The organism is Novosphingobium sp. LASN5T, from assembly GCF_003856955.1.
In the GTDB taxonomy this organism is placed as follows: domain Bacteria; phylum Pseudomonadota; class Alphaproteobacteria; order Sphingomonadales; family Sphingomonadaceae; genus Novosphingobium.
Genome location: NZ_RQSI01000038.1, coordinates 17,645 through 33,763, shown reverse-complemented (window position 1 = coordinate 33,763; position 16,119 = coordinate 17,645). Strand labels below are relative to the sequence as shown.

20 protein-coding genes and 1 tRNA gene are annotated in these 16,119 nt (G+C 65.0%); 8 read left to right on the top strand and 13 right to left on the bottom strand.

Features of this window, described 5'->3' with window-relative positions:
* The 4 genes from EH199_RS19045 to rimP form a co-directional block, all read right to left on the bottom strand.
* On the bottom strand, nucleotides 1-236 hold a 236-nt coding region (locus tag EH199_RS19045; protein WP_190287354.1), incomplete at its 3' end, for a translation initiation factor IF-2 associated domain-containing protein.
* A gap of 5 nt (nucleotides 237-241) precedes the next feature.
* On the bottom strand, nucleotides 242-976 hold the full coding sequence (locus tag EH199_RS19040; protein ID WP_124810768.1) for a DUF448 domain-containing protein: 735 nt from the start codon (nucleotides 974-976) through the stop codon (nucleotides 242-244).
* Nucleotides 957-2,594, bottom strand: a complete 1,638-nt coding sequence (gene nusA / locus EH199_RS19035) for a transcription termination factor NusA (protein ID WP_124810767.1) — start codon at nucleotides 2,592-2,594, stop codon at nucleotides 957-959. The genes EH199_RS19040 and nusA overlap by 20 nt, the downstream gene beginning before the upstream one ends.
* A 2-nt stretch (nucleotides 2,595-2,596) precedes the next feature.
* Nucleotides 2,597-3,175 (bottom strand): ribosome maturation protein RimP, encoded by a 579-nt coding sequence (rimP, locus tag EH199_RS19030; protein WP_124810766.1) that lies wholly within the window; start codon nucleotides 3,173-3,175, stop codon nucleotides 2,597-2,599.
* Between the two features lie 395 nt (nucleotides 3,176-3,570).
* Here rimP and EH199_RS24480 point away from each other — a divergent pair, with 395 nt between their 5' ends.
* Both EH199_RS24480 and EH199_RS19025 read left to right on the top strand, forming a co-directional pair.
* Nucleotides 3,571-3,714, top strand: a complete 144-nt coding sequence (locus EH199_RS24480) for a hypothetical protein (RefSeq protein ID WP_190287353.1) — start codon at nucleotides 3,571-3,573, stop codon at nucleotides 3,712-3,714.
* Nucleotides 3,711-3,950 carry a PspC domain-containing protein gene (locus EH199_RS19025; protein WP_124810765.1) on the top strand — a complete coding sequence of 80 codons (240 nt, stop codon included), beginning with the start codon at nucleotides 3,711-3,713 and terminating at the stop codon, nucleotides 3,948-3,950. The genes EH199_RS24480 and EH199_RS19025 overlap by 4 nt, the downstream gene beginning before the upstream one ends.
* A gap of 143 nt (nucleotides 3,951-4,093) precedes the next feature.
* Here EH199_RS19025 and EH199_RS19020 read toward each other — a convergent pair whose 3' ends face one another.
* Complete coding sequence (locus EH199_RS19020) at nucleotides 4,094-4,906, bottom strand: queuosine precursor transporter (RefSeq protein WP_124810764.1); 813 nt, start codon at nucleotides 4,904-4,906, stop codon at nucleotides 4,094-4,096.
* Between the two features lie 59 nt (nucleotides 4,907-4,965).
* Here EH199_RS19020 and EH199_RS19015 point away from each other — a divergent pair.
* Nucleotides 4,966-5,042 (top strand) — tRNA-Arg (locus EH199_RS19015).
* A 30-nt stretch (nucleotides 5,043-5,072) separates the two neighbouring features.
* Here EH199_RS19015 and hpaI read toward each other — a convergent pair.
* From hpaI to EH199_RS18990, 5 genes are read right to left on the bottom strand one after another with little or no spacing between them, the layout of a single operon-like run.
* Nucleotides 5,073-5,879 carry a 4-hydroxy-2-oxoheptanedioate aldolase gene (gene hpaI, locus EH199_RS19010; RefSeq protein WP_124810763.1) on the bottom strand — a complete coding sequence of 269 codons (807 nt, stop codon included), beginning with the start codon at nucleotides 5,877-5,879 and terminating at the stop codon, nucleotides 5,073-5,075.
* A 25-nt stretch (nucleotides 5,880-5,904) separates the two neighbouring features.
* Nucleotides 5,905-6,753, bottom strand: a complete 849-nt coding sequence (gene hpaH, locus EH199_RS19005) for a 2-oxo-hept-4-ene-1,7-dioate hydratase (protein WP_223806779.1) — start codon at nucleotides 6,751-6,753, stop codon at nucleotides 5,905-5,907.
* On the bottom strand, nucleotides 6,750-7,865 hold the full coding sequence (locus tag EH199_RS19000; protein WP_124810762.1) for a cupin domain-containing protein: 1,116 nt from the start codon (nucleotides 7,863-7,865) through the stop codon (nucleotides 6,750-6,752). The genes hpaH and EH199_RS19000 overlap by 4 nt, the downstream gene beginning before the upstream one ends.
* Before the next feature lie 30 nt (nucleotides 7,866-7,895).
* Complete coding sequence (locus EH199_RS18995) at nucleotides 7,896-8,885, bottom strand: ornithine cyclodeaminase family protein (protein WP_124810761.1); 990 nt, start codon at nucleotides 8,883-8,885, stop codon at nucleotides 7,896-7,898.
* The gene (locus EH199_RS18990; RefSeq protein ID WP_124810760.1) at nucleotides 8,882-9,439 is read right to left on the bottom strand and encodes a carboxymuconolactone decarboxylase family protein; all 558 of its coding nucleotides are present in this window, start codon (nucleotides 9,437-9,439) and stop codon (nucleotides 8,882-8,884) included. Before EH199_RS18990 ends, EH199_RS18995 begins: the two co-directional genes overlap by 4 nt.
* A gap of 97 nt (nucleotides 9,440-9,536) precedes the next feature.
* On the opposite strand from EH199_RS18990, the gene EH199_RS18985 reads away from it, so the two are divergent.
* On the top strand, nucleotides 9,537-10,451 hold the full coding sequence (locus EH199_RS18985; RefSeq protein ID WP_124810759.1) for a LysR substrate-binding domain-containing protein: 915 nt from the start codon (nucleotides 9,537-9,539) through the stop codon (nucleotides 10,449-10,451).
* Between the two features lie 130 nt (nucleotides 10,452-10,581).
* On the top strand, nucleotides 10,582-11,349 hold the full coding sequence (locus EH199_RS18980) for an SDR family NAD(P)-dependent oxidoreductase (RefSeq protein ID WP_124810758.1): 768 nt from the start codon (nucleotides 10,582-10,584) through the stop codon (nucleotides 11,347-11,349).
* A 54-nt stretch (nucleotides 11,350-11,403) separates the two neighbouring features.
* Here EH199_RS18980 and EH199_RS18975 read toward each other — a convergent pair whose 3' ends face one another.
* Both EH199_RS18975 and EH199_RS18970 read right to left on the bottom strand, forming a co-directional pair.
* Nucleotides 11,404-12,162 carry an SDR family NAD(P)-dependent oxidoreductase gene (locus tag EH199_RS18975; protein ID WP_124810757.1) on the bottom strand — a complete coding sequence of 253 codons (759 nt, stop codon included), beginning with the start codon at nucleotides 12,160-12,162 and terminating at the stop codon, nucleotides 11,404-11,406.
* Nucleotides 12,162-12,563, bottom strand: coding sequence for a nuclear transport factor 2 family protein (locus tag EH199_RS18970; RefSeq protein WP_124810756.1), 402 nt, complete (start codon nucleotides 12,561-12,563; stop codon nucleotides 12,162-12,164). Before EH199_RS18970 ends, EH199_RS18975 begins: the two co-directional genes overlap by 1 nt.
* Before the next feature lie 151 nt (nucleotides 12,564-12,714).
* Here EH199_RS18970 and EH199_RS18965 point away from each other — a divergent pair, with 151 nt between their 5' ends.
* Nucleotides 12,715-13,689 carry a 3-keto-5-aminohexanoate cleavage protein gene (locus EH199_RS18965; protein ID WP_124810755.1) on the top strand — a complete coding sequence of 325 codons (975 nt, stop codon included), beginning with the start codon at nucleotides 12,715-12,717 and terminating at the stop codon, nucleotides 13,687-13,689.
* 51 nt (nucleotides 13,690-13,740) lie between these two features.
* On the opposite strand, the gene EH199_RS18960 is transcribed toward EH199_RS18965, so the two are convergent.
* Complete coding sequence (locus tag EH199_RS18960; RefSeq protein ID WP_223806778.1) at nucleotides 13,741-14,163, bottom strand: MarR family winged helix-turn-helix transcriptional regulator; 423 nt, start codon at nucleotides 14,161-14,163, stop codon at nucleotides 13,741-13,743.
* Between the two features lie 258 nt (nucleotides 14,164-14,421).
* Here EH199_RS18960 and EH199_RS18955 point away from each other — a divergent pair, with 258 nt between their 5' ends.
* Both EH199_RS18955 and EH199_RS18950 read left to right on the top strand, forming a co-directional pair.
* A complete protein-coding gene (locus EH199_RS18955; RefSeq protein ID WP_124810753.1) occupies nucleotides 14,422-15,459 on the top strand; it encodes a homogentisate 1,2-dioxygenase in 1,038 nt (345 codons plus the stop codon).
* A gap of 92 nt (nucleotides 15,460-15,551) precedes the next feature.
* On the top strand, nucleotides 15,552-15,899 hold the full coding sequence (locus tag EH199_RS18950) for an EthD domain-containing protein (protein ID WP_124810752.1): 348 nt from the start codon (nucleotides 15,552-15,554) through the stop codon (nucleotides 15,897-15,899).
* Nucleotides 15,900-16,119: the final 220 nt, after the last annotated feature.

The following is a 16,119-nucleotide window of genomic DNA, read 5'->3' as shown; positions in this document are numbered from 1 at the left end:
GGCGCCGGCGGCGCGGCAGGGGCCGGCCGCGCGACAACGGGTTCCGGAGCGGGCGCGGCGGCCGGGGCGGCCTCAGGCCCGCCGGCACGCGGCATCAGCTTGCGCCGCTTGACCTCGACCACCACCTTGTTGGTGCGACCATGGCTGAAGGTCTGCTTGACCTCTCCCGCCTCGACCGAGGTCTTCAGGCCCAGCGGCCTGCGGCCCAGTGTCGGCTTCTTGTCGCTATCGCTCATCGAACTCATTCGCCCTTCGTATCAAAATCGTCATTCGCCACCGAAGCAGCGACATCACCGGCGGACTTTTCGTCACGCCCCATGAAATGCAGCAGCCGCTGAAGCGGTGCGGCAACCCTCGCGGCCGCCGCGTCGTCGGTCAGCGCCAGATGAACGACGTTGTCGCGGCCCAATGCCACAGACAGCGCCGCCCGGTCCAGCGGCAAGATGATGCCTTTCAGACCCGTGCCTTCGGCTTCCTCGCCCACCCGCCAGGCCTGCGCCAGCTTGTTCGGTCCATCGCTGCCGGCATCGCTGGCGTGGGCCAGGAACGTCACCGCGCCCGCCCGGCACCCCTGCGCGATCTTTTCGGTACCCAGCAGCATGTTGCCAGCGCGCAGTTCGATGCCCAGCCGATCCGTCAGCGCGCGCAGCAGCGCGGCTTCGGTCCGTTCGGGAAGGTCGGACGGAATCGTCAGCGGCGCGCCCTTGAAAGCCCGCGCCAGCGCGCCCTTGAGCTTGCCGTTGGTCAGCGCCTGCGCCAGTTCGGCCCGGCTCACGCCGATCCAGGCGCCCCGCCCCGGCGCGCGCGCCAAAGGGTCCGGCGCGACATCGCCCATGGGCGACAGCGCAAGCCGGATCAGCGCATCGCGGTCATCGTGACGACCGGTGAGCACGCAACGCCGCTCCGGCGAGGCTTCCCCCGCCGTGCGCGTCTTCTGCCTTTCGGCGACTAGCGGCTCATTGTGAGGATTCCGCATCAGCGGCCTCCTCGAATGCGGGGGCGGCAGCTTCCGGCTCGTCATCGAACCAGTGCGCGCGCGCAGCCATGATGATCTCGTTGCCCTGCTCTTCGCTCAGGCCATATTCGCCCAGCACGCCGCCCTTGTCTTCCGACCGTTCCGAACGGTCGCGGCGGGTGTTGTCGCGGCGGCGCTGCTCGGCCCGCTTGCGCGCGATCAGTTCGTCGGTGGCCAGATCGGCCAGATCGTCCAGCGTCTTGATCCCGGCCTTGCCCAGCGTGACCAGCATCGCTTCGGTCAGGTGCGGCAGCTCGGCCAGCGCATCCTCGACGCCCAGCGCACGGCGTTCCTGGCGGAAACCGTCCTCTCGGCGCTCCAACGCCTCGACCGCGCGGCTTTGCAGTTCCTCGGCCAGTTCCTCGTCGAAGCCCTCGATCGTCGCCAGTTCGGCCACGTCGATGTAGGCGACTTCCTCCAGCTCGCTGAAGCCTTCGGCAACCAGCAGCTGCGACAGCGTTTCGTCGACGTCGAGTTCTTCCTCGAACATCTTCGAACGCTCGGCGAATTCCTTCTGGCGCTTCTCCGAAGCCTCGGCCTCGGTCAGGATGTCGATGGCCGAACCGGTCAGCGACGAAGCGAGGCGCACGTTCTGGCCACGGCGGCCGATCGCCAGCGAAAGCTGGTCATCGGGCACCACCACTTCGATGCGGCTTTCCTCTTCGTCGATCACCACGCGGCTGACGGTGGCCGGCTGCAGCGCGTTGACCACGAACGTCGCGGTGTCCTCGCTCCACGGGATGATGTCGATCTTTTCGCCCTGCAGTTCCTGCACGACGGCCTGCACGCGGCTGCCCTTCATGCCGACGCAGGCGCCGACCGGATCGATCGAGCTGTCGCGGCTGATCACGCCGATCTTGGCGCGGCTGCCCGGATCGCGGGCGGCGGCCTTGATCTCGATGATGCCGTCGTAGATTTCGGGCACTTCCTGCGCGAACAGCTTCTTCATGAAGTCCGGGTGCGCGCGGCTGAGGAAAATCTGCGGGCCACGGTTCTGGCGCTCGACCTTCAGGATCAGCGCGCGCACGCGTTCGCCCACGCGCGGCACTTCGCGGGGGATCTGCTGGTCCCGGCGGATCACGCCCTCGGCGCGGCCGAGATTGACGATGACGTGGCCGAATTCGACCGACTTGATCACGCCGGTGATGACTTCGCTCGCGCGGTCCTTGAACTCTTCGTACTGGCGATCACGTTCGGCATCGCGAACCTTCTGGAAGATCACCTGCTTGGCCGACTGCGCATCGATGCGCCCCAGGTCCACCGGCGGCAGCGGATCGACGATGAAGTCGCCCACCTTGGCGCCCGGCTGCAGCTTTTCAGCCTGCTTGAGGTCAACCTGCTTGAAGTAATCCTCGACCACATCGACCACTTCGACGACGCGCCACAGGCGCAGGTCGCCGGTGCGCGGATCCAGCTTCGCGCGGATATCGTTTTCGGCGCCGTAACGGTTGCGCGCCGACTTCTGGATAGCCTCCTCCATCGCCTCGATGACGATCGTCTTGTCGATCATCTTCTCGGTCGCAACCGCGTTGGCGATCGCGAGCAGCTCGGCGCGGTTGGCGGAAATCGCACTGGCCATGGTCAGTCTTCCTGTTCCTCAAGAATGTCGTCCGCGCCATCGAACTCTTCCACATCAACTCCGGAAGCGTCGATCGGCCGGGAGGCTGCGATCAGCTTGTCGGTCAGAACAAGCTTGGCATTGGCAATCAGGCCGAACGGCACGGCATACGTCACGCCGTCGTCGGCAATCGAAATGGTCTCGCCCTCAAGGCCCAGCAGTTCGCCACGGAACCGCTTGCGCCCTTCGAGCAGGTCATCCAGCTCGATCCGGGCTTCGTGCCCGGTCCAGTTGGCGAAATCCTTGAGCCGGGTCAGCGGGCGATCGATGCCGGGCGAGCTGACTTCCAGGCGATAGGCGTCCTCGATCAGCACTTCGCCCGCTTCTTCCAGCGCGTCGATGCGATCGGAAATGCGATGCGACAGCGCCGCGCAGTCCGCGATCACCAGCTGGCCGGTTTCGGGCCGCTCGGCCATGATCTGGAGCGTGTGCTCCTCGTCGCCCACCTCGGTCTTGCCGAACAGGCGCACGCGCACGAGGTCGAAGCCCAGGGCCTTGGCCTCGGGTTCAACAACCTCGATGATCCGCGCGATATCCGCCATGCAAACTCCAAGCGCCGATGATGCGGCAAAACCCCGGAAACGGGAAAGGCCGATCACGCCGGCCCCTTCCGGCGCCAGCCCTGACCTTGCCTTCACAATGTCGGGATGAAGCGCAGATAGGCGCGGGCGCACGATTTTGCAAGCCCAAACCGAACGGTAAAACGCGAACGGAGCACGAACCGCGATTGCCCATCAGGCATGCGCCATAAATTGGGAATTTTTACCGAATTTCAGGAATGAACATCCGGTGAATAGGCCGCCTCTTTACAGGAAACGGCGGATTTGAGCCATTTTCCAGGTTTGGCACGCCTTCTGCAAAGGGGTTGGCATCGACGGAACACACGCTTCGTCACCCCATTCAAACCCGGCCATTCAAACCACAAAGGACCCGACCCATGACCGCCATTCGCTCGTTCTCGAACCAGATCGCCGCCGCTTTCGCCGCGCTCACCCTTTCGCTGGCGCTGATCAGCGGCACCGTCTCCACGCCGGCCTCGTCGCCGGTCGCCGCCACCACCGTTTCGGGGTACGTCGCATGACCGACCTGCGCTTTGAAGATTCCGCCTTCCGCCCGGTTTCAAGCCGTGCCCCACGCTCCGGCCAGTTCCGCCTGAACAAGGCCCGCGGCAAGATCATGGGCGTTTCGGCCGGCATCGCCGACTATTTCGGCATCGATGTCACGCTGGTGCGCATCGCCTGGGTCGTCGGCACGCTGGTCGGCTTCGGCTCGCTGCTCCTGATCTATCTCGCCATCGGCCTGATCGCGGATTCCTGATCGCACAACCAGTTCGCGAAGCCGCAACAGCGCCGCGACCTGACGCTCGCCATCCCCCCGAACACCGGCGGCGTCAAACGAGGCTCCTCCCCCCTGCCCCCTAGGGGAGGAGCCTCACTGCCCCAATAAGATCGCGCGCCTTGTCAGACTGCTTCGGTCTTGGCGAAAGGCGAAAAGTCCGTGTCGGTATCGAACACGTCCACGCCTTCGCGCGCCTTGAGCCATCCGACGACGAAGTAGGTCGCCGGCGTCAGCACCACCTCCCACGCCACTTTCATTGCCCAATTCGTGACCATCACGGTCAGGACCGCCTGGTGCGACCAGATGCCGAGGAAGGCGACCGGATAGAAGATCACGCTGTCCACCGCCTGCCCGAACACGGTCGATCCGATCGTGCGCGTCCACAGGTGCTTGCCCTGCGTCCACACCTTCATCCGCGCCATGACGAAACTGTTGACGAACTCGCCGGCCCAGAACGCCATGACCGAGGCCGCCACGATCCGCCAGGTGCTGCCGAACACCGATTCATAAGTGGTCTGGCAGATCGCCCCGGTGGATTCGCGTGCGACCAGTTCGGCGAAACGGGTGTCCGCGCTGGAGGCGCAACCCCAGTCCGGCGAAGGCGGCATTGCCACCACCACGAAGCTCATAACCGCCATGAACAGCAGCGCGAAGAACCCCATCCACACACAGCGCCGCGCGTTGGCGTAGCCATAGACTTCCGTCAGCACGTCCCCCAGCACGTAGGACACCGGGAAGAACAGGATGCCCGCGCCAAACGTCACGCCGCCCACCGTGGCCAGCTTGGCCGCACCGATCAGGTTCGACAGCAGCAGGATGCCGACGAACCCAGCCATCATGTAGTCGAAATAGCGGAAATGCCGGCGCGCGCCCGCGCTGCCGGCAATTCGGGAAAGGGGCGGGGAAACGGGCGATGAAGGATGGGGATCGTTCATGAATCCCTGCTATCGCGATTTGCACACGGCGCAAAGCCGCCTTATGGGGCTGCTCGCGCGCGCCCGTAGCTCAGCTGGATAGAGCACCTGCCTTCTAAGCTGGTGGTCGCAGGTTCGAATCCTGCCGGGCGCGCCAATTTTTCAATAACTTGGTCGACTGTGCGCGTCAGTAGACGCTGCCCTTCCCCGAACCCGCCGCGCCGGCATCCTGCCCCGCCGAGCCGGTGAAGCGCCGCGCCAGCGCCTCGGCGCCACGTGCCAGGATCGTCACGTCGGTCCCCACCGCCACGAAGCTTGCGCCGAGTTCCAGGTAGCGCCGCGCCAGTGCCTCGTCGGCGATCAGCATGCCCACGGGCTTTCCGGCGGCGCGCACCGTCGCGATGCCGCTTTCAATCGCGGCCTGCACCGCGGGGTGCCCCGGATTACCGAGGTGCCCCATGTCGGCCGCGAGATCGGACGGGCCGATGAACACGCCGTCCACGCCCGGCACCGCCACAATCTCGGCAATCGCGGCTAGCGCGGCACGCGTTTCCACCTGCACCAGCAGGCAGATGTCGTCCGCGGCCCGTTCGAGATAGCCGGCTGTGCGGTTCCACCGGCTCGCGCGGCCGATCGCCGAACCTACGCCCCGGAAGCCCTGCGGCGGATAGCGCGTGGCCGCCACCATATGCGCCGCCGCTTCCGCGCTATCGACCATCGGGATCAGCAGCGATCGCGCCCCGATATCGAGGTACTGCTTGACCAGCACCGCATCGCCGATCGGCAGGCGTACCACCGGCTCCACCGGATAGGCTGCCGCGGCCTGCAACTGCGCCAGCACCAGCGGTATGGTGTTGGGGGCATGTTCGGCATCGATCAGCAGCCAGTCGAACCCCGCCCCGGCGCAGATTTCGCACGTGTAGGGAGAGGCCAGCGCCTGCCACAATCCGATCCGGGCAACACCATCGGCAATGGCCTGCTTGAAGGCGTTCATCGCATCGTTCCTCCGTTGGCGGACATCACAAAAAACGGCATTCGACCGTGCCCCAAGGGCCGAAATCGGCGCGTATCCGGCTGCCGCTCGGCGCTTCGACCGGGCGGATAAACGAGCCCGACAGCACGATCTGGCCGCGTTCGATGCGCTGGCCATAAGCGCCCAGCCGCTGCGCCAGCCATGCCATCGAGATCAGCGGATCGCCCAGCACGCCCGCGCCAAGCCCGGTTTCCTCCACCTCGCCATTGCGCGAAACCACCGCGCCGACCCGGCCGAGATCGATGCCCGCAAGATCGCGCACCGGTTGGCCCAGCACCACGCCGCCGTTCGCGGCATTGTCCGAAATCGTATCGAACACGGTGCGCAGCCGGCCCGAAACCGGGTCCTGGCGGAAGATGCGCGTATCGAGAATTTCCAGCGCCGGCGCGACATAGTCGGTCGCCGCCAGTATCTCCGCCGGCGTGGCGTCCGGCGCCACATCCTTCTTCATCACGAAGGCGATTTCCGCCTCGATGCGGGGCTGGATGAATCGATCCCCGGCAATCTCCGCCCCGTTCGCGAAAGCCATGCTTTGCAACAGCACGCCCGAATCCGGAATATCGATGGAAAGTGCGGCCTGCATCGCCTTCGACGTCAGGCCGATCTTCCAGCCGATCACCGGATCGCCCGCCGCCACTTTCGCGGCCACCCACGCAGCCTGGATCGCATAGGCATCGTCCATGGTCATCGCCGGGTGCGCATCGGTCAGCAAGCGGATTTGCGTGCGCGTGCGCTCCGCCTTGTCCAGTGCCCGTGCTGCCGCCAGCAAGGCGTCATCCGCCAGGGTGACGCCCGCTGTTCGGCCCGGGTTCGAAATCGCCGGGGCCAAGGTCACGCGGCCGACTTGCGGTTCGTGTCGAAGCCCATCTGCGCACCCAGCAGCGCCGGCGGCTCCTTGAGGTTCTCCTGCCACAGCAGCGATTCCATCGCGATCGTCAGCGGCTGGTTCTGGATCGTCAGTTCATAGACGTAATCGTCATACGACGCATGGTTGTGCACTGCCCAGCCCGGCGCCGATAGCATGAGATCGCCCGCCTTCCATTCGTAAACATTGCCCGCCACGGTGCTGCGGCCGGTGCCATGGAAATAATAGTTGATCGATTCCGAAACGTGCCGGTGCGGGCGGTCCACGATCTTGGGCGGCCGAATGGTGATCGTGGCGAAGAAGTTCGGGGTAGTGCCGTTGGTACGGCCGGTCATCGGATTGTAGAGCAGGTAGAGACGGCGGCCGATGTAATCCTGCCCCAGGTCCTGCAGCTTCTTCAGTTCCGCCTCGACCTTCTCCCACGGCCAGTGCAGCGCGTTGGATTCTACTGTCGGCGGATTGATCAGCTTTTCGTAGGGCATCAGCATCGCGCCATCGTCACCGATCGTGAAGGTGCCATAAGGGCTGTTGCGGCGCGGATTGATCGCGTCCTCCTCCTCGTGCGGCACGGCGGCCAGCAGCGGCGGATTGTCCTCCCAGTGGTGAACCTGCATGAATTGCAGCAGCGGGACGTTGGTATAGGTCAGGAACACCTGAAGATCGGTCCCGGTGTTCTCGCGCCAGTAGGGGACGAACGACGGCGTGTTGTACACGTCGTACTTGCGGAACGGGATACGGCGGTCGCCGATCACGGCCACGCCCTCGCCCCGGATGCAGAAATTGACCTCGGTGGCGTTGTGGCGGAACGCCTGCGTACGCTCGCCCGGCTTCAGCACGTTCAGCGAAACCTGTACCGAGGTCGCCAGGCCCGGTGTGGCCGGATTGGCGCGCGGATGCACGATCAGCGAACTGCGGCGCCCGTTCTCGGGCCGGTCGATCGACGCCAGCCGCTCGATCTCGGCGTCGATCTGTTCCTTGGTGATGATCGCCGGTGCCCAGGGATCGTTGAGCGGATAATACTGGCCGCTGACGTCGACGAACTTTCCGACGGTGTCCTCGAAATTGGTGCGCAGATCGTTCATGGCGCTCTCCTTGTTGCAAACAGGGTAAAATCAGGCGGTCAGGCGCGGCGCCTGACGTTTGACCTCCGGCAGCGGACGGCCGAGACCGGCGGCGCGCGCGCGCTTCAGCACGGCAATGCCCAGCGAGAGATCGGAAATGCCCATGCCCATGGCCTTGAACACGGTCAGATCCGCGTCGGCCGGGCGGGTAGTACTGGCGGCGACCAGCGCGCTCAGCGGCCGCAACCGCGCCCATGCGCCTTCGTCATCGCCCAGGGCCTCGATGAACTCACGGCTCAGCTTGCGGACCTGCGGCACGCTGTCGGCGGCCAGGACTCCGGCCCGCTCCAGCAGCGCCGGTTCGAACTCGGCCCGCTCCGGCGTGATCGCGCCGACGGCATTGATGTGCACGCCACGCGGCAAGGCATCGCGCGTGAGGAAAGGCGTGCGGGCGCGGGTCGCCAGCGTGACCACGTCCGCCCCGTCCAGCGCCTCGTCCAGCGTGGCGGTGGCGATGGCCTCGATCCGCAGGATCTCCTCGATCCGCGCGGCCAGCGCCTCGCGGTTGGCGGCCGTCGGGCTCCACACGGTCACGCGGTCCAGCGGTCGCACTGCGGCCACGGCCGCCACCTGGGCCAGGCTCTGCTTGCCCGCGCCCACAATCGCCATGCGCCGGGCATCGGCCCGCGCCATCACGTCCGCGCCCAGTCCGCTGATGCCGCCGGTGCGCATCTGCCCCAAGGCGAAAGCCTCGATGATTGCCAGCACCGCGCCATCTTGCGCATCGATCAGGATCAGCAGCGGCATGGCCCCGCCGGCGGTATGCGCCCAGGTCTTGGTGCCCACCACGCCCCAGCCCTCGAACACCGCGCCGATGGCGTGCAATGTGGAACCGTTGTCCCAGGTGGCGTGAGTCTTGACCATGTTGGCAGCGCGGCCGGCCGCCTCCTCGCGCAACCCGTCGCGCAGCGCGTCGATCGCTTCGGGCAGCGACATCAGAGAAACAACGTCCGCTTCGGAAATCCACAGCCCGCAGCTCATGCCGGCTGCTCCTCGAAGATCGAGGGAACGGGCGGGGCAAGCTCCAGCCCGTTCACGATCAGGGCGTGCGTGATGTAGCGGCCGACCAGGAACATCACCGCGATCGTGGCATCCGCGCCGATCCGGTCGATCGCCGCCTCGATTTCCGGTCGCACGCCCTTGCCGCGGCGCTCGACCATCGCGATCACCAGCCGCTGCACCGCGCGTTCGGCATCCGACATCTCGGGCGCGCTGTCCGGCGAAATCTGCTCCACCGCGGCGACCCATGCTTCGCCAAAACCCAGCTTGCGCGACAGCCGCTCGTGCTGGTGCAGTTCATAGCGGTTGCCCATCAGCGTCGCCACGGTCAGCGCGCCGGCTTCGGTCAGGCGGTCCGGCAGCGCCTTCTTCAGCGCCTCGGTCATTTCCATGAACGGCGCGAGAATGGCTGGTTGCACGCCCGAACACTTGAAGAATTCGCCAAGGTAGCCAAGCCGCGCGACCCGCGCCTCAAGGATTTCCTGCAAGCGCGGTGCCAGCGCATCGAACTCCAGCCGCACCATTTTCTCGCTCATCCGCTCTCTCCGCATTGGCCGCGGGGGCTTCATCGCTTCTTGCCGCTTAGATCGGAAATACATTATGGGATGATTGGCAATACCAAGGGGGTATCACATGGACTTGCGGCAACTGCGCTACCTGATCGCCTTGGCGGAAGAGCTGAACTTCACCCGCGCGGCGGCCCGCTGCAACGTGTCGCAGCCGCCGTTCAGCCGCGCCATCCGCGATCTGGAAACGGATATCGGCGCGCGGCTGTTCGATCGCGACAAGCATCGCGTAGCGCTGACGGCGGCCGGCGTCAGCATGGTGGAGGACGCGCGGCGATCGCTGGCCATGATTGAGGAAGGCCGGCATCGGGCGCAGCGCACGGCCGCCGGCTATAGCGGCACGCTCACGTTCGGCTTCGGCGGCTCCACCGTCTATTCGCTGCTACCGTCGCTCGTCGCCGGCTTCCGCAGGACCGCGCCCGACGTTCTGATCGGCTTCCGCGCCATGCCCGTGCTCAACCAGATCGAGGCCCTGCGCGAAGGCGTGATCGACATCGGTATCCTGCGTCTGCCGGTGTTCGACGAGATGATCGCCACCCGCTTCGTCTATGCCGAACCTTTGATCGTGGCGTTGCCTGCTGGCCATCCCCTGCTGGCGGATAGCAGCGCGATCACGATCGGCCAGCTCGCCTCGTCCCCGTTCGTTACATACGAGCCCACGCGCGGCTTCAACTTCCACGCAGACCTGCTGGCCCTGTGCAGCCTCGCCAGCTTTGCGCCGGACATCGTGCATCAGGCGCCCACGACCGAGGCCGTCGTGGGCATCGTGGCCTGCGGCGAAGGCGTGGCGATCCTGCCCGCTTCGGCCGAACGGCTGCGGATGCGGGGAGTCTCGTTTCGCCCGCTCAACCTGGGCAGCGCGCCGGAAGCGCTCGGCTCCGTCCGGTTCGGGCTCGCGTGGCGGCGCGGCATGGAAACGCCGATCATCCGGCGCTTTCTGGAGCATGTGGAAAGCGATCCAGCCCTGCCCCTAGCGGGATAGTCGATGCCGCACTTGCTCTTGTGCGGACAGAACCCTCTCCAGAGCACTTTACTTTTATATAAAGGTATAGTATCGAACCCGATACGCTTGCATAACACCAATCACAATGAACCGGAGGATGGACAGGGCAATGAGCAGGGCACTGGAAGGCAAAGTGGTGCTGGTCACCGGCGCGGGTAGCGGCATCGGCCGCGCCAGCGCGCATCGGATCGCGGCGGCCGGCGCGCACGTCGTGATCAGCGACATCAACGCGGAACAGGGACAGGCGGTACTGGCCGAGATCGCGGCGGAAGGCGGACAGGCATCGTTCCTGCGCGCCGACGTTGGCGTGGAAGGCGATGTCGCCGCGCTGATCGCGGCCATCGTCGCGCGGCACGGCCGGATCGACGGCGCGTTCAACAACGCCGGCATCGTCCAGACCGGCAAGCGCCTGCACGAAGTGACCACCGAAGAATGGGACCGCGCCATCCGCGTGGACCTTTCGGGCGTGTTCTGGTGCATCAAGTACCAAGTGCTGGCGATGCTGGAGACCGGCGGCGGCAAGATCGTCAATACGGCCTCGTCGCTGGGCCAGGTGGCCATCGCCAATGCGTCCGAATACGTCGCCGCCAAGCATGGCGTGATGGGGCTGACCCGCGCCGCCGCTGCCGACTATGGCGCCGAAGGCATCCGCGTGAACGCGATCCTGCCCGGCATCATCCAGACGCCGGTGATCGACGCGCTGGCGCAGAATCCCGATTTCAAGGCGTTCCTCGTCAAGTTGCGCGATCGTCATCCGATCGGCCGCTTCGGCCAGCCGGGCGAGATCGGCGATGCAGCGGTCTGGCTCCTGTCCGACCAGTCCTCGTTCGTGAACGGCGCCGGCATCCCGGTCGATGGCGGCTATCTGGCCATCTGACATCAGTTCCGAAGAGGCCGGACGTTGTGTCCGGCCTCTTCGTGTCGTCATCCGTTACCAGGCTGTCGTTCCGCCATCGACGCGCAGATCGGCGCCGGTGACAAAGCTGCTTTCGTCCGATGCGAGGAACAGTGCCGCCGCCGCGATTTCTTCCGGGCGGCCGGCGCGGCCCAGCATGATCTGCTCGGTCATCTGGCGCGAAAGGTCGGCATCGCCCAGCACATCGACGGTCTGGTGCGTTGCCACGAGCCCGGGGGAAATGGTGTTGGCGCGGATGCCATGCGGGGCGCCTTCCATGGCGAGCTGCCGCGTCATCGCCAGGATCGCGCCCTTCGCGGCCATGTGCGAAACCGCCGGCAAGGGCCGATAGGCCTGATGCGCGGAAATCGAGGCGGTGTTGACAATCACGCCCGATGACCGGACCAGCTCCGCCCAGGCGGCGCGTACGAGATAATAGACGAGATGGACTTCCTCGTTGATCGTGCGGTGCCAGTCGTCGAGCGGAAGATCGGGCACCGGCCCGAAGTAGGCCATGGCGGCGTTGTTGAACAGAACGTCGATCCCGCCGAAGGTCCGGACAGCGAGATCGACCAGCGCCTCGCAATTCGCCACGTCGGTCAGATCGCACGGGTGCAGCGACACGATCTCGCCACCGGCGGCGCGTACCGCCTCCCGCGTTTGCTCGGCACGCTCGACGTTGACATCGCAGCCCACGATCCGCGCTCCTTCGCGCGCGAAGGACAGCGCGGCGGCGCGGCCCATGCTGCCGCCGGTTCCGGTGATGAGGCAAACCTTGTTCTGGAGCCGCCCCATCACGCGACTCCTTCGCCAAGCACGGCTGGCTCGGTGCCGGCGGGGGGCGTGAACAGCACATGGTTGTCGACGAAAATCCGCACTTCCGCCAACGCGCCATCGCGCAGCAGGAAAACGTCGCACCCGGGGCAATCGAACTCGCGCCCGTGGACATCGACATAAAACACGCGCGTTTCGGCCGTCACGCAATCGCCCGCGTCCCAGATACCCACGATCTCGTGCCGCATGCTTTCAAGGATCTGCGCGACCATTTCGTACTGCGCGCGCAGTTCCCCGATCCCGTGCGCCGTCGGAAAATTCGCGAAGCGCCACACGATGTCCTGCGGCAATGCCGCGCAGAAGCGCTCGACATCCAGTGAGTCGGCGGCCACGAAGAAATCTCTAACCCATTGATACGTCATTTTGTTTTTCCTCTCTCCGATCGGCTGTGGCCCTGCCCTTCGGGGCAGTTTCCGGGAGTGGGCTTGACCGATGTTTTACTTTTATATAAAGGTGTTTTTCGTGTCAATCACACACATCCCCAAAACCATGGATACCTTGAGAGGAACGATCATGAATCAGATCACCCCGCTGCCGCTGTGGGAAGCCGCCAAGCGCGAAATGGAAGAGTACCAGTTCGTCTCCTCGGCGGACGTGCAGCCGAAGTGGACCGTGCCCGAATCGATCGCGATCAACGTCGCTGTGTCGGGCCGCTTCACCGAAGGCGCTTCGGCCGATGCCGCCAACCCCACCTCGCTGGAAGACTACGTGGACGAGGCATCGCGAGTGATCGAGGCCGGCGCCTGCGGCGTTCACATCGATTTCACCTGGGTGACGGACAAGCATGGCCGCCGCCTCGATCGCGATCTGCCCCCGGTCGATGCCTACACCGCCGTGATCGAGCCGCTGCGCAAGCGCTTCGGCAATGACTTCGTGCCCAACCTCAACGTGCTCAACGGCACGACGTTCGACGTCTGTCTCAGCCCCGCCCGCGCGGGCCTTGCCGAAGCCTGCCCCTGCGCGCCGGGGCACCCGGACGCGTTTATGATCCCGGCGGTCACCGCGATGGAGGAACTGGGCGTGAAGCCGGAGTTGGCCGTCCATCACAGCGGCGAAATCGAACTGGCCCGCCGCAAGCTGATCGAGACCGGGATTCTGAAGAAGCCCTACAACTGGCTGATCCTCTATGGCCTGCCATTCAACGTCGGTCGGTCGCTCGCATCGGGCACCTCGGTCGGCGACGCGCAGGAAATGGCGCAGCACCTGTTCCTGATGGTCGACCAGATCCGGAAGATCGATCCCGAAAGCGTGATCTCGGTATGCGCCGCCGGCCGTTCCACGCTGTACATGACGACCCTGGCGACGATGATGGGTCTCCACATCCGCGTCGGTGTGGAAGACACGCCCTGGAAGTTCCCCAACCAGAACGTCGAACTCAAGAGCAATCTCGAGATGTTCACGATGGCCAAGGACATCGCGGGCCTGCTGGGCCGCACGCCCGGCAATGCCAACTACTACCGCGGCCTTGTCGGCCTGCCACAAAAATGACGCGCAACTGGCGGCGCCCAACCGGGCGCCGTCAGGGCAGCTTGCGCACGATCAGTCGGATTCCCCGAATGCCTTTTCCAGATTGGCCGCGATCTTGCGGGCAACCTTGATGAAGGTACGGATTTCGGCGGCATCGATGCCCCGCGTGGCGATCGCGTTCAGTTCGGCGGCGTGCGGCAGGATTTCCGGCTCCAGCGAACGACCCAGCGGCGTCAGCGTGACCAGGATCTTGCGCTTGTCCACCGAATCGCGGACCCGCTCGATCAGCCCTTCGTCGTCCATGCCTTTCAGCAGCGCGACAGTGGTGGTTTCGGTTACCCGCGTGGCATCGCTGAGATCGCGCTGCGTCACGCGATCCTTGATCCAGAGCGCGCGCAGGTAGTTATAGTACCCAGATTTGATCCCGTGCCGGGCCAGACGCATGCTCAACAGGCGATCGAAAGCGAGATGCGCGCGCCGGATCTGGAAGGCCACGCTGTTTTCCGGTGGGAGAGCGACTTTTTCCTGCGGTTCCTCGGTTTTCCTGTTCCCGGCGGAGTCCGCCTTGCTGTCCGTCACCATTCTTGATCCTGCCTTGGAGCTTTTGTCGGCTGCCCCGTTCATCATATTGTGTTTCCTGTTCCTAGGCCGATTTGCGCCTGGCCGCCACCGGTGCGATCACAGAAGCGTTGACGGACGAATGTACTGCGAATATACTTTTATATAAATACTTTTCAGGAGAGGCAACGACTCATGTCAGACAGCGATCACGCCCATCCCGCCGCCGGTGCGCCAACGCCCAATCTCTGGAGCCGCGACGGCTTCACCGGATCGAACGCGATTGCGCTGCGCAACGACTATACACCCACGTATCGCTCGGTCCGTGGCCCGCACGCTCCCCACCGTTTCAACCTTCTCGCCATCGAAACGCAGGACCAGTCCGATGCCGAAGCGTTGCCCACCCCCGTGCTGGTGGCGCGCAACGGCCTTGAACTCGCAGTGTCGCACCGGCGCCAGCCGATGCCTTACGCGCTGCGCAATACCGAAGGCGACGAACTGCATCTGGTACAGTCGGGATCGGCGCGTTTCGTCACCGATTTCGGCACGCTCGAAGCCGGGCCGCTCGATTTCGTGCATATCCCCCGCTCGATCACCTACCGTATCGACCCGCTATCGCAGGACTATGCCGCGCTCATCCTGACCAGCCCCGATCCGCTGCGCTTCGATACGCCCGCGCCATTCGGCATGATCAATTTCGGCAAGGCGGTGCGCAAGCCGTCGATCGACCCGCAAGGCGCGCCGGGAACGACGCGGCTGTGCCTGCGCACGTTCGATGGCGTGACCGAATTCGACATGGTTCACGACCCGATCCGCGCACTGGCGCAAGTCGGCGGCCCGCCCCCGGTATGGGCGCTGAACCTGCGGGACATCGTGCCGGTTTCCTATGGCGAACGTGGCGGTCCTCCGGCGCAGTTCCTGTCGACGGCGGACACCGACGTCATGGCCTTCACGCTTAGCGCGCGGCCCGGCCCGCGTCCGCCGGTCCACGTCAACGCGGACTATGACGAGATCATCCTGTTTGCGGAAGGCCCCGGCGCGTGGGGCGGGATCAGCGAACCCGGCACCGTGACCTGGGTGCCCAAGGGCGTCACGCACCATGGGCCTGTGGAGGATGTACCGGCGGGCTATCAGGCCTGGCTGCTCGAAGTGCGGCAGACCATGCGGCTGACCGACGCCGCGCGGCAGCACGCGCGCCTGATCGAAACCAGCGAATACGGTTATCAGGACTGACAAAGGCGGGCCGCGCGGGTTGGGAAAAGAGGCATAGGCCTCGCCCTTCCGCGCCGGTGAAGACCACAACCAGCCGCCGGAGAGGAAATACCATGCTGAAACTCGCCATTCTGGTGCGGCGCAATCCCGCGCTTACCCGGCAACAATTCCGCGAATACCTTTCGACGCACCATGCCGCGCTGGTCCGGGCCTGCCCCGCCAGCAGCGTCTACGTGCGCCGATACGTGCAAAGCTTCGTGCAGCCGGACGAGCACCAGTCGCATGATGGCAGCGCGGTGCGCTACGACGCGCTTGTCGAACTGTGGTTCGACGATCTGCAGCAGATGCAGACGTTCTATACCGACCCGGACTACGTCGCCAACGTCAAGCCCGACGAGCCGAACTTCGCCGATATCGCGAACTGCAGTTTCATGATCACCGAGGAAAACCGCGTCCTCTGAGCCATGGCGCCGGCGGCGGGATAGCACCTTCCGAGACATCGAACGGAGGGCCATGCCGACATCTAACATAAATCGATTAATATCAACTATTTGCATTCCTACTCGGCAGAAAACCAACGCTGCATATTACCACTATATAAAAGTTATTGCGCAACTCATAATACCTTTATATAAATGCAATTGTCGGAGGGCGGGAATGGCGATGTCACGCCGCCTGCGC

Excerpts from the sequence above, each read along its gene's own strand:
- EH199_RS19040 (WP_124810768.1), bottom strand. The coding sequence starts at position 976 with ATGCGGAATCCTCACAATGAGCCGCTAGTCGCCGAAAGGCAGAAGACG.
- nusA (WP_124810767.1), bottom strand. The coding sequence starts at position 2,594 with ATGGCCAGTGCGATTTCCGCCAACCGCGCCGAGCTGCTCGCGATCGCC.
- rimP (WP_124810766.1), bottom strand. The coding sequence starts at position 3,175 with ATGGCGGATATCGCGCGGATCATCGAGGTTGTTGAACCCGAGGCCAAG.
- EH199_RS24480 (WP_190287353.1), top strand. The coding sequence starts at position 3,571 with ATGACCGCCATTCGCTCGTTCTCGAACCAGATCGCCGCCGCTTTCGCC.
- EH199_RS19025 (WP_124810765.1), top strand. The coding sequence starts at position 3,711 with ATGACCGACCTGCGCTTTGAAGATTCCGCCTTCCGCCCGGTTTCAAGC.
- EH199_RS19020 (WP_124810764.1), bottom strand. The coding sequence starts at position 4,906 with ATGAACGATCCCCATCCTTCATCGCCCGTTTCCCCGCCCCTTTCCCGA.
- hpaI (WP_124810763.1), bottom strand. The coding sequence starts at position 5,879 with ATGAACGCCTTCAAGCAGGCCATTGCCGATGGTGTTGCCCGGATCGGA.
- EH199_RS19000 (WP_124810762.1), bottom strand. The coding sequence starts at position 7,865 with ATGAACGATCTGCGCACCAATTTCGAGGACACCGTCGGAAAGTTCGTC.
- EH199_RS18995 (WP_124810761.1), bottom strand. The coding sequence starts at position 8,885 with ATGAGCTGCGGGCTGTGGATTTCCGAAGCGGACGTTGTTTCTCTGATG.
- EH199_RS18990 (WP_124810760.1), bottom strand. The coding sequence starts at position 9,439 with ATGAGCGAGAAAATGGTGCGGCTGGAGTTCGATGCGCTGGCACCGCGC.
- EH199_RS18985 (WP_124810759.1), top strand. The coding sequence starts at position 9,537 with ATGGACTTGCGGCAACTGCGCTACCTGATCGCCTTGGCGGAAGAGCTG.
- EH199_RS18980 (WP_124810758.1), top strand. The coding sequence starts at position 10,582 with ATGAGCAGGGCACTGGAAGGCAAAGTGGTGCTGGTCACCGGCGCGGGT.
- EH199_RS18975 (WP_124810757.1), bottom strand. The coding sequence starts at position 12,162 with ATGGGGCGGCTCCAGAACAAGGTTTGCCTCATCACCGGAACCGGCGGC.
- EH199_RS18970 (WP_124810756.1), bottom strand. The coding sequence starts at position 12,563 with ATGACGTATCAATGGGTTAGAGATTTCTTCGTGGCCGCCGACTCACTG.
- EH199_RS18965 (WP_124810755.1), top strand. The coding sequence starts at position 12,715 with ATGAATCAGATCACCCCGCTGCCGCTGTGGGAAGCCGCCAAGCGCGAA.
- EH199_RS18955 (WP_124810753.1), top strand. The coding sequence starts at position 14,422 with ATGTCAGACAGCGATCACGCCCATCCCGCCGCCGGTGCGCCAACGCCC.
- EH199_RS18950 (WP_124810752.1), top strand. The coding sequence starts at position 15,552 with ATGCTGAAACTCGCCATTCTGGTGCGGCGCAATCCCGCGCTTACCCGG.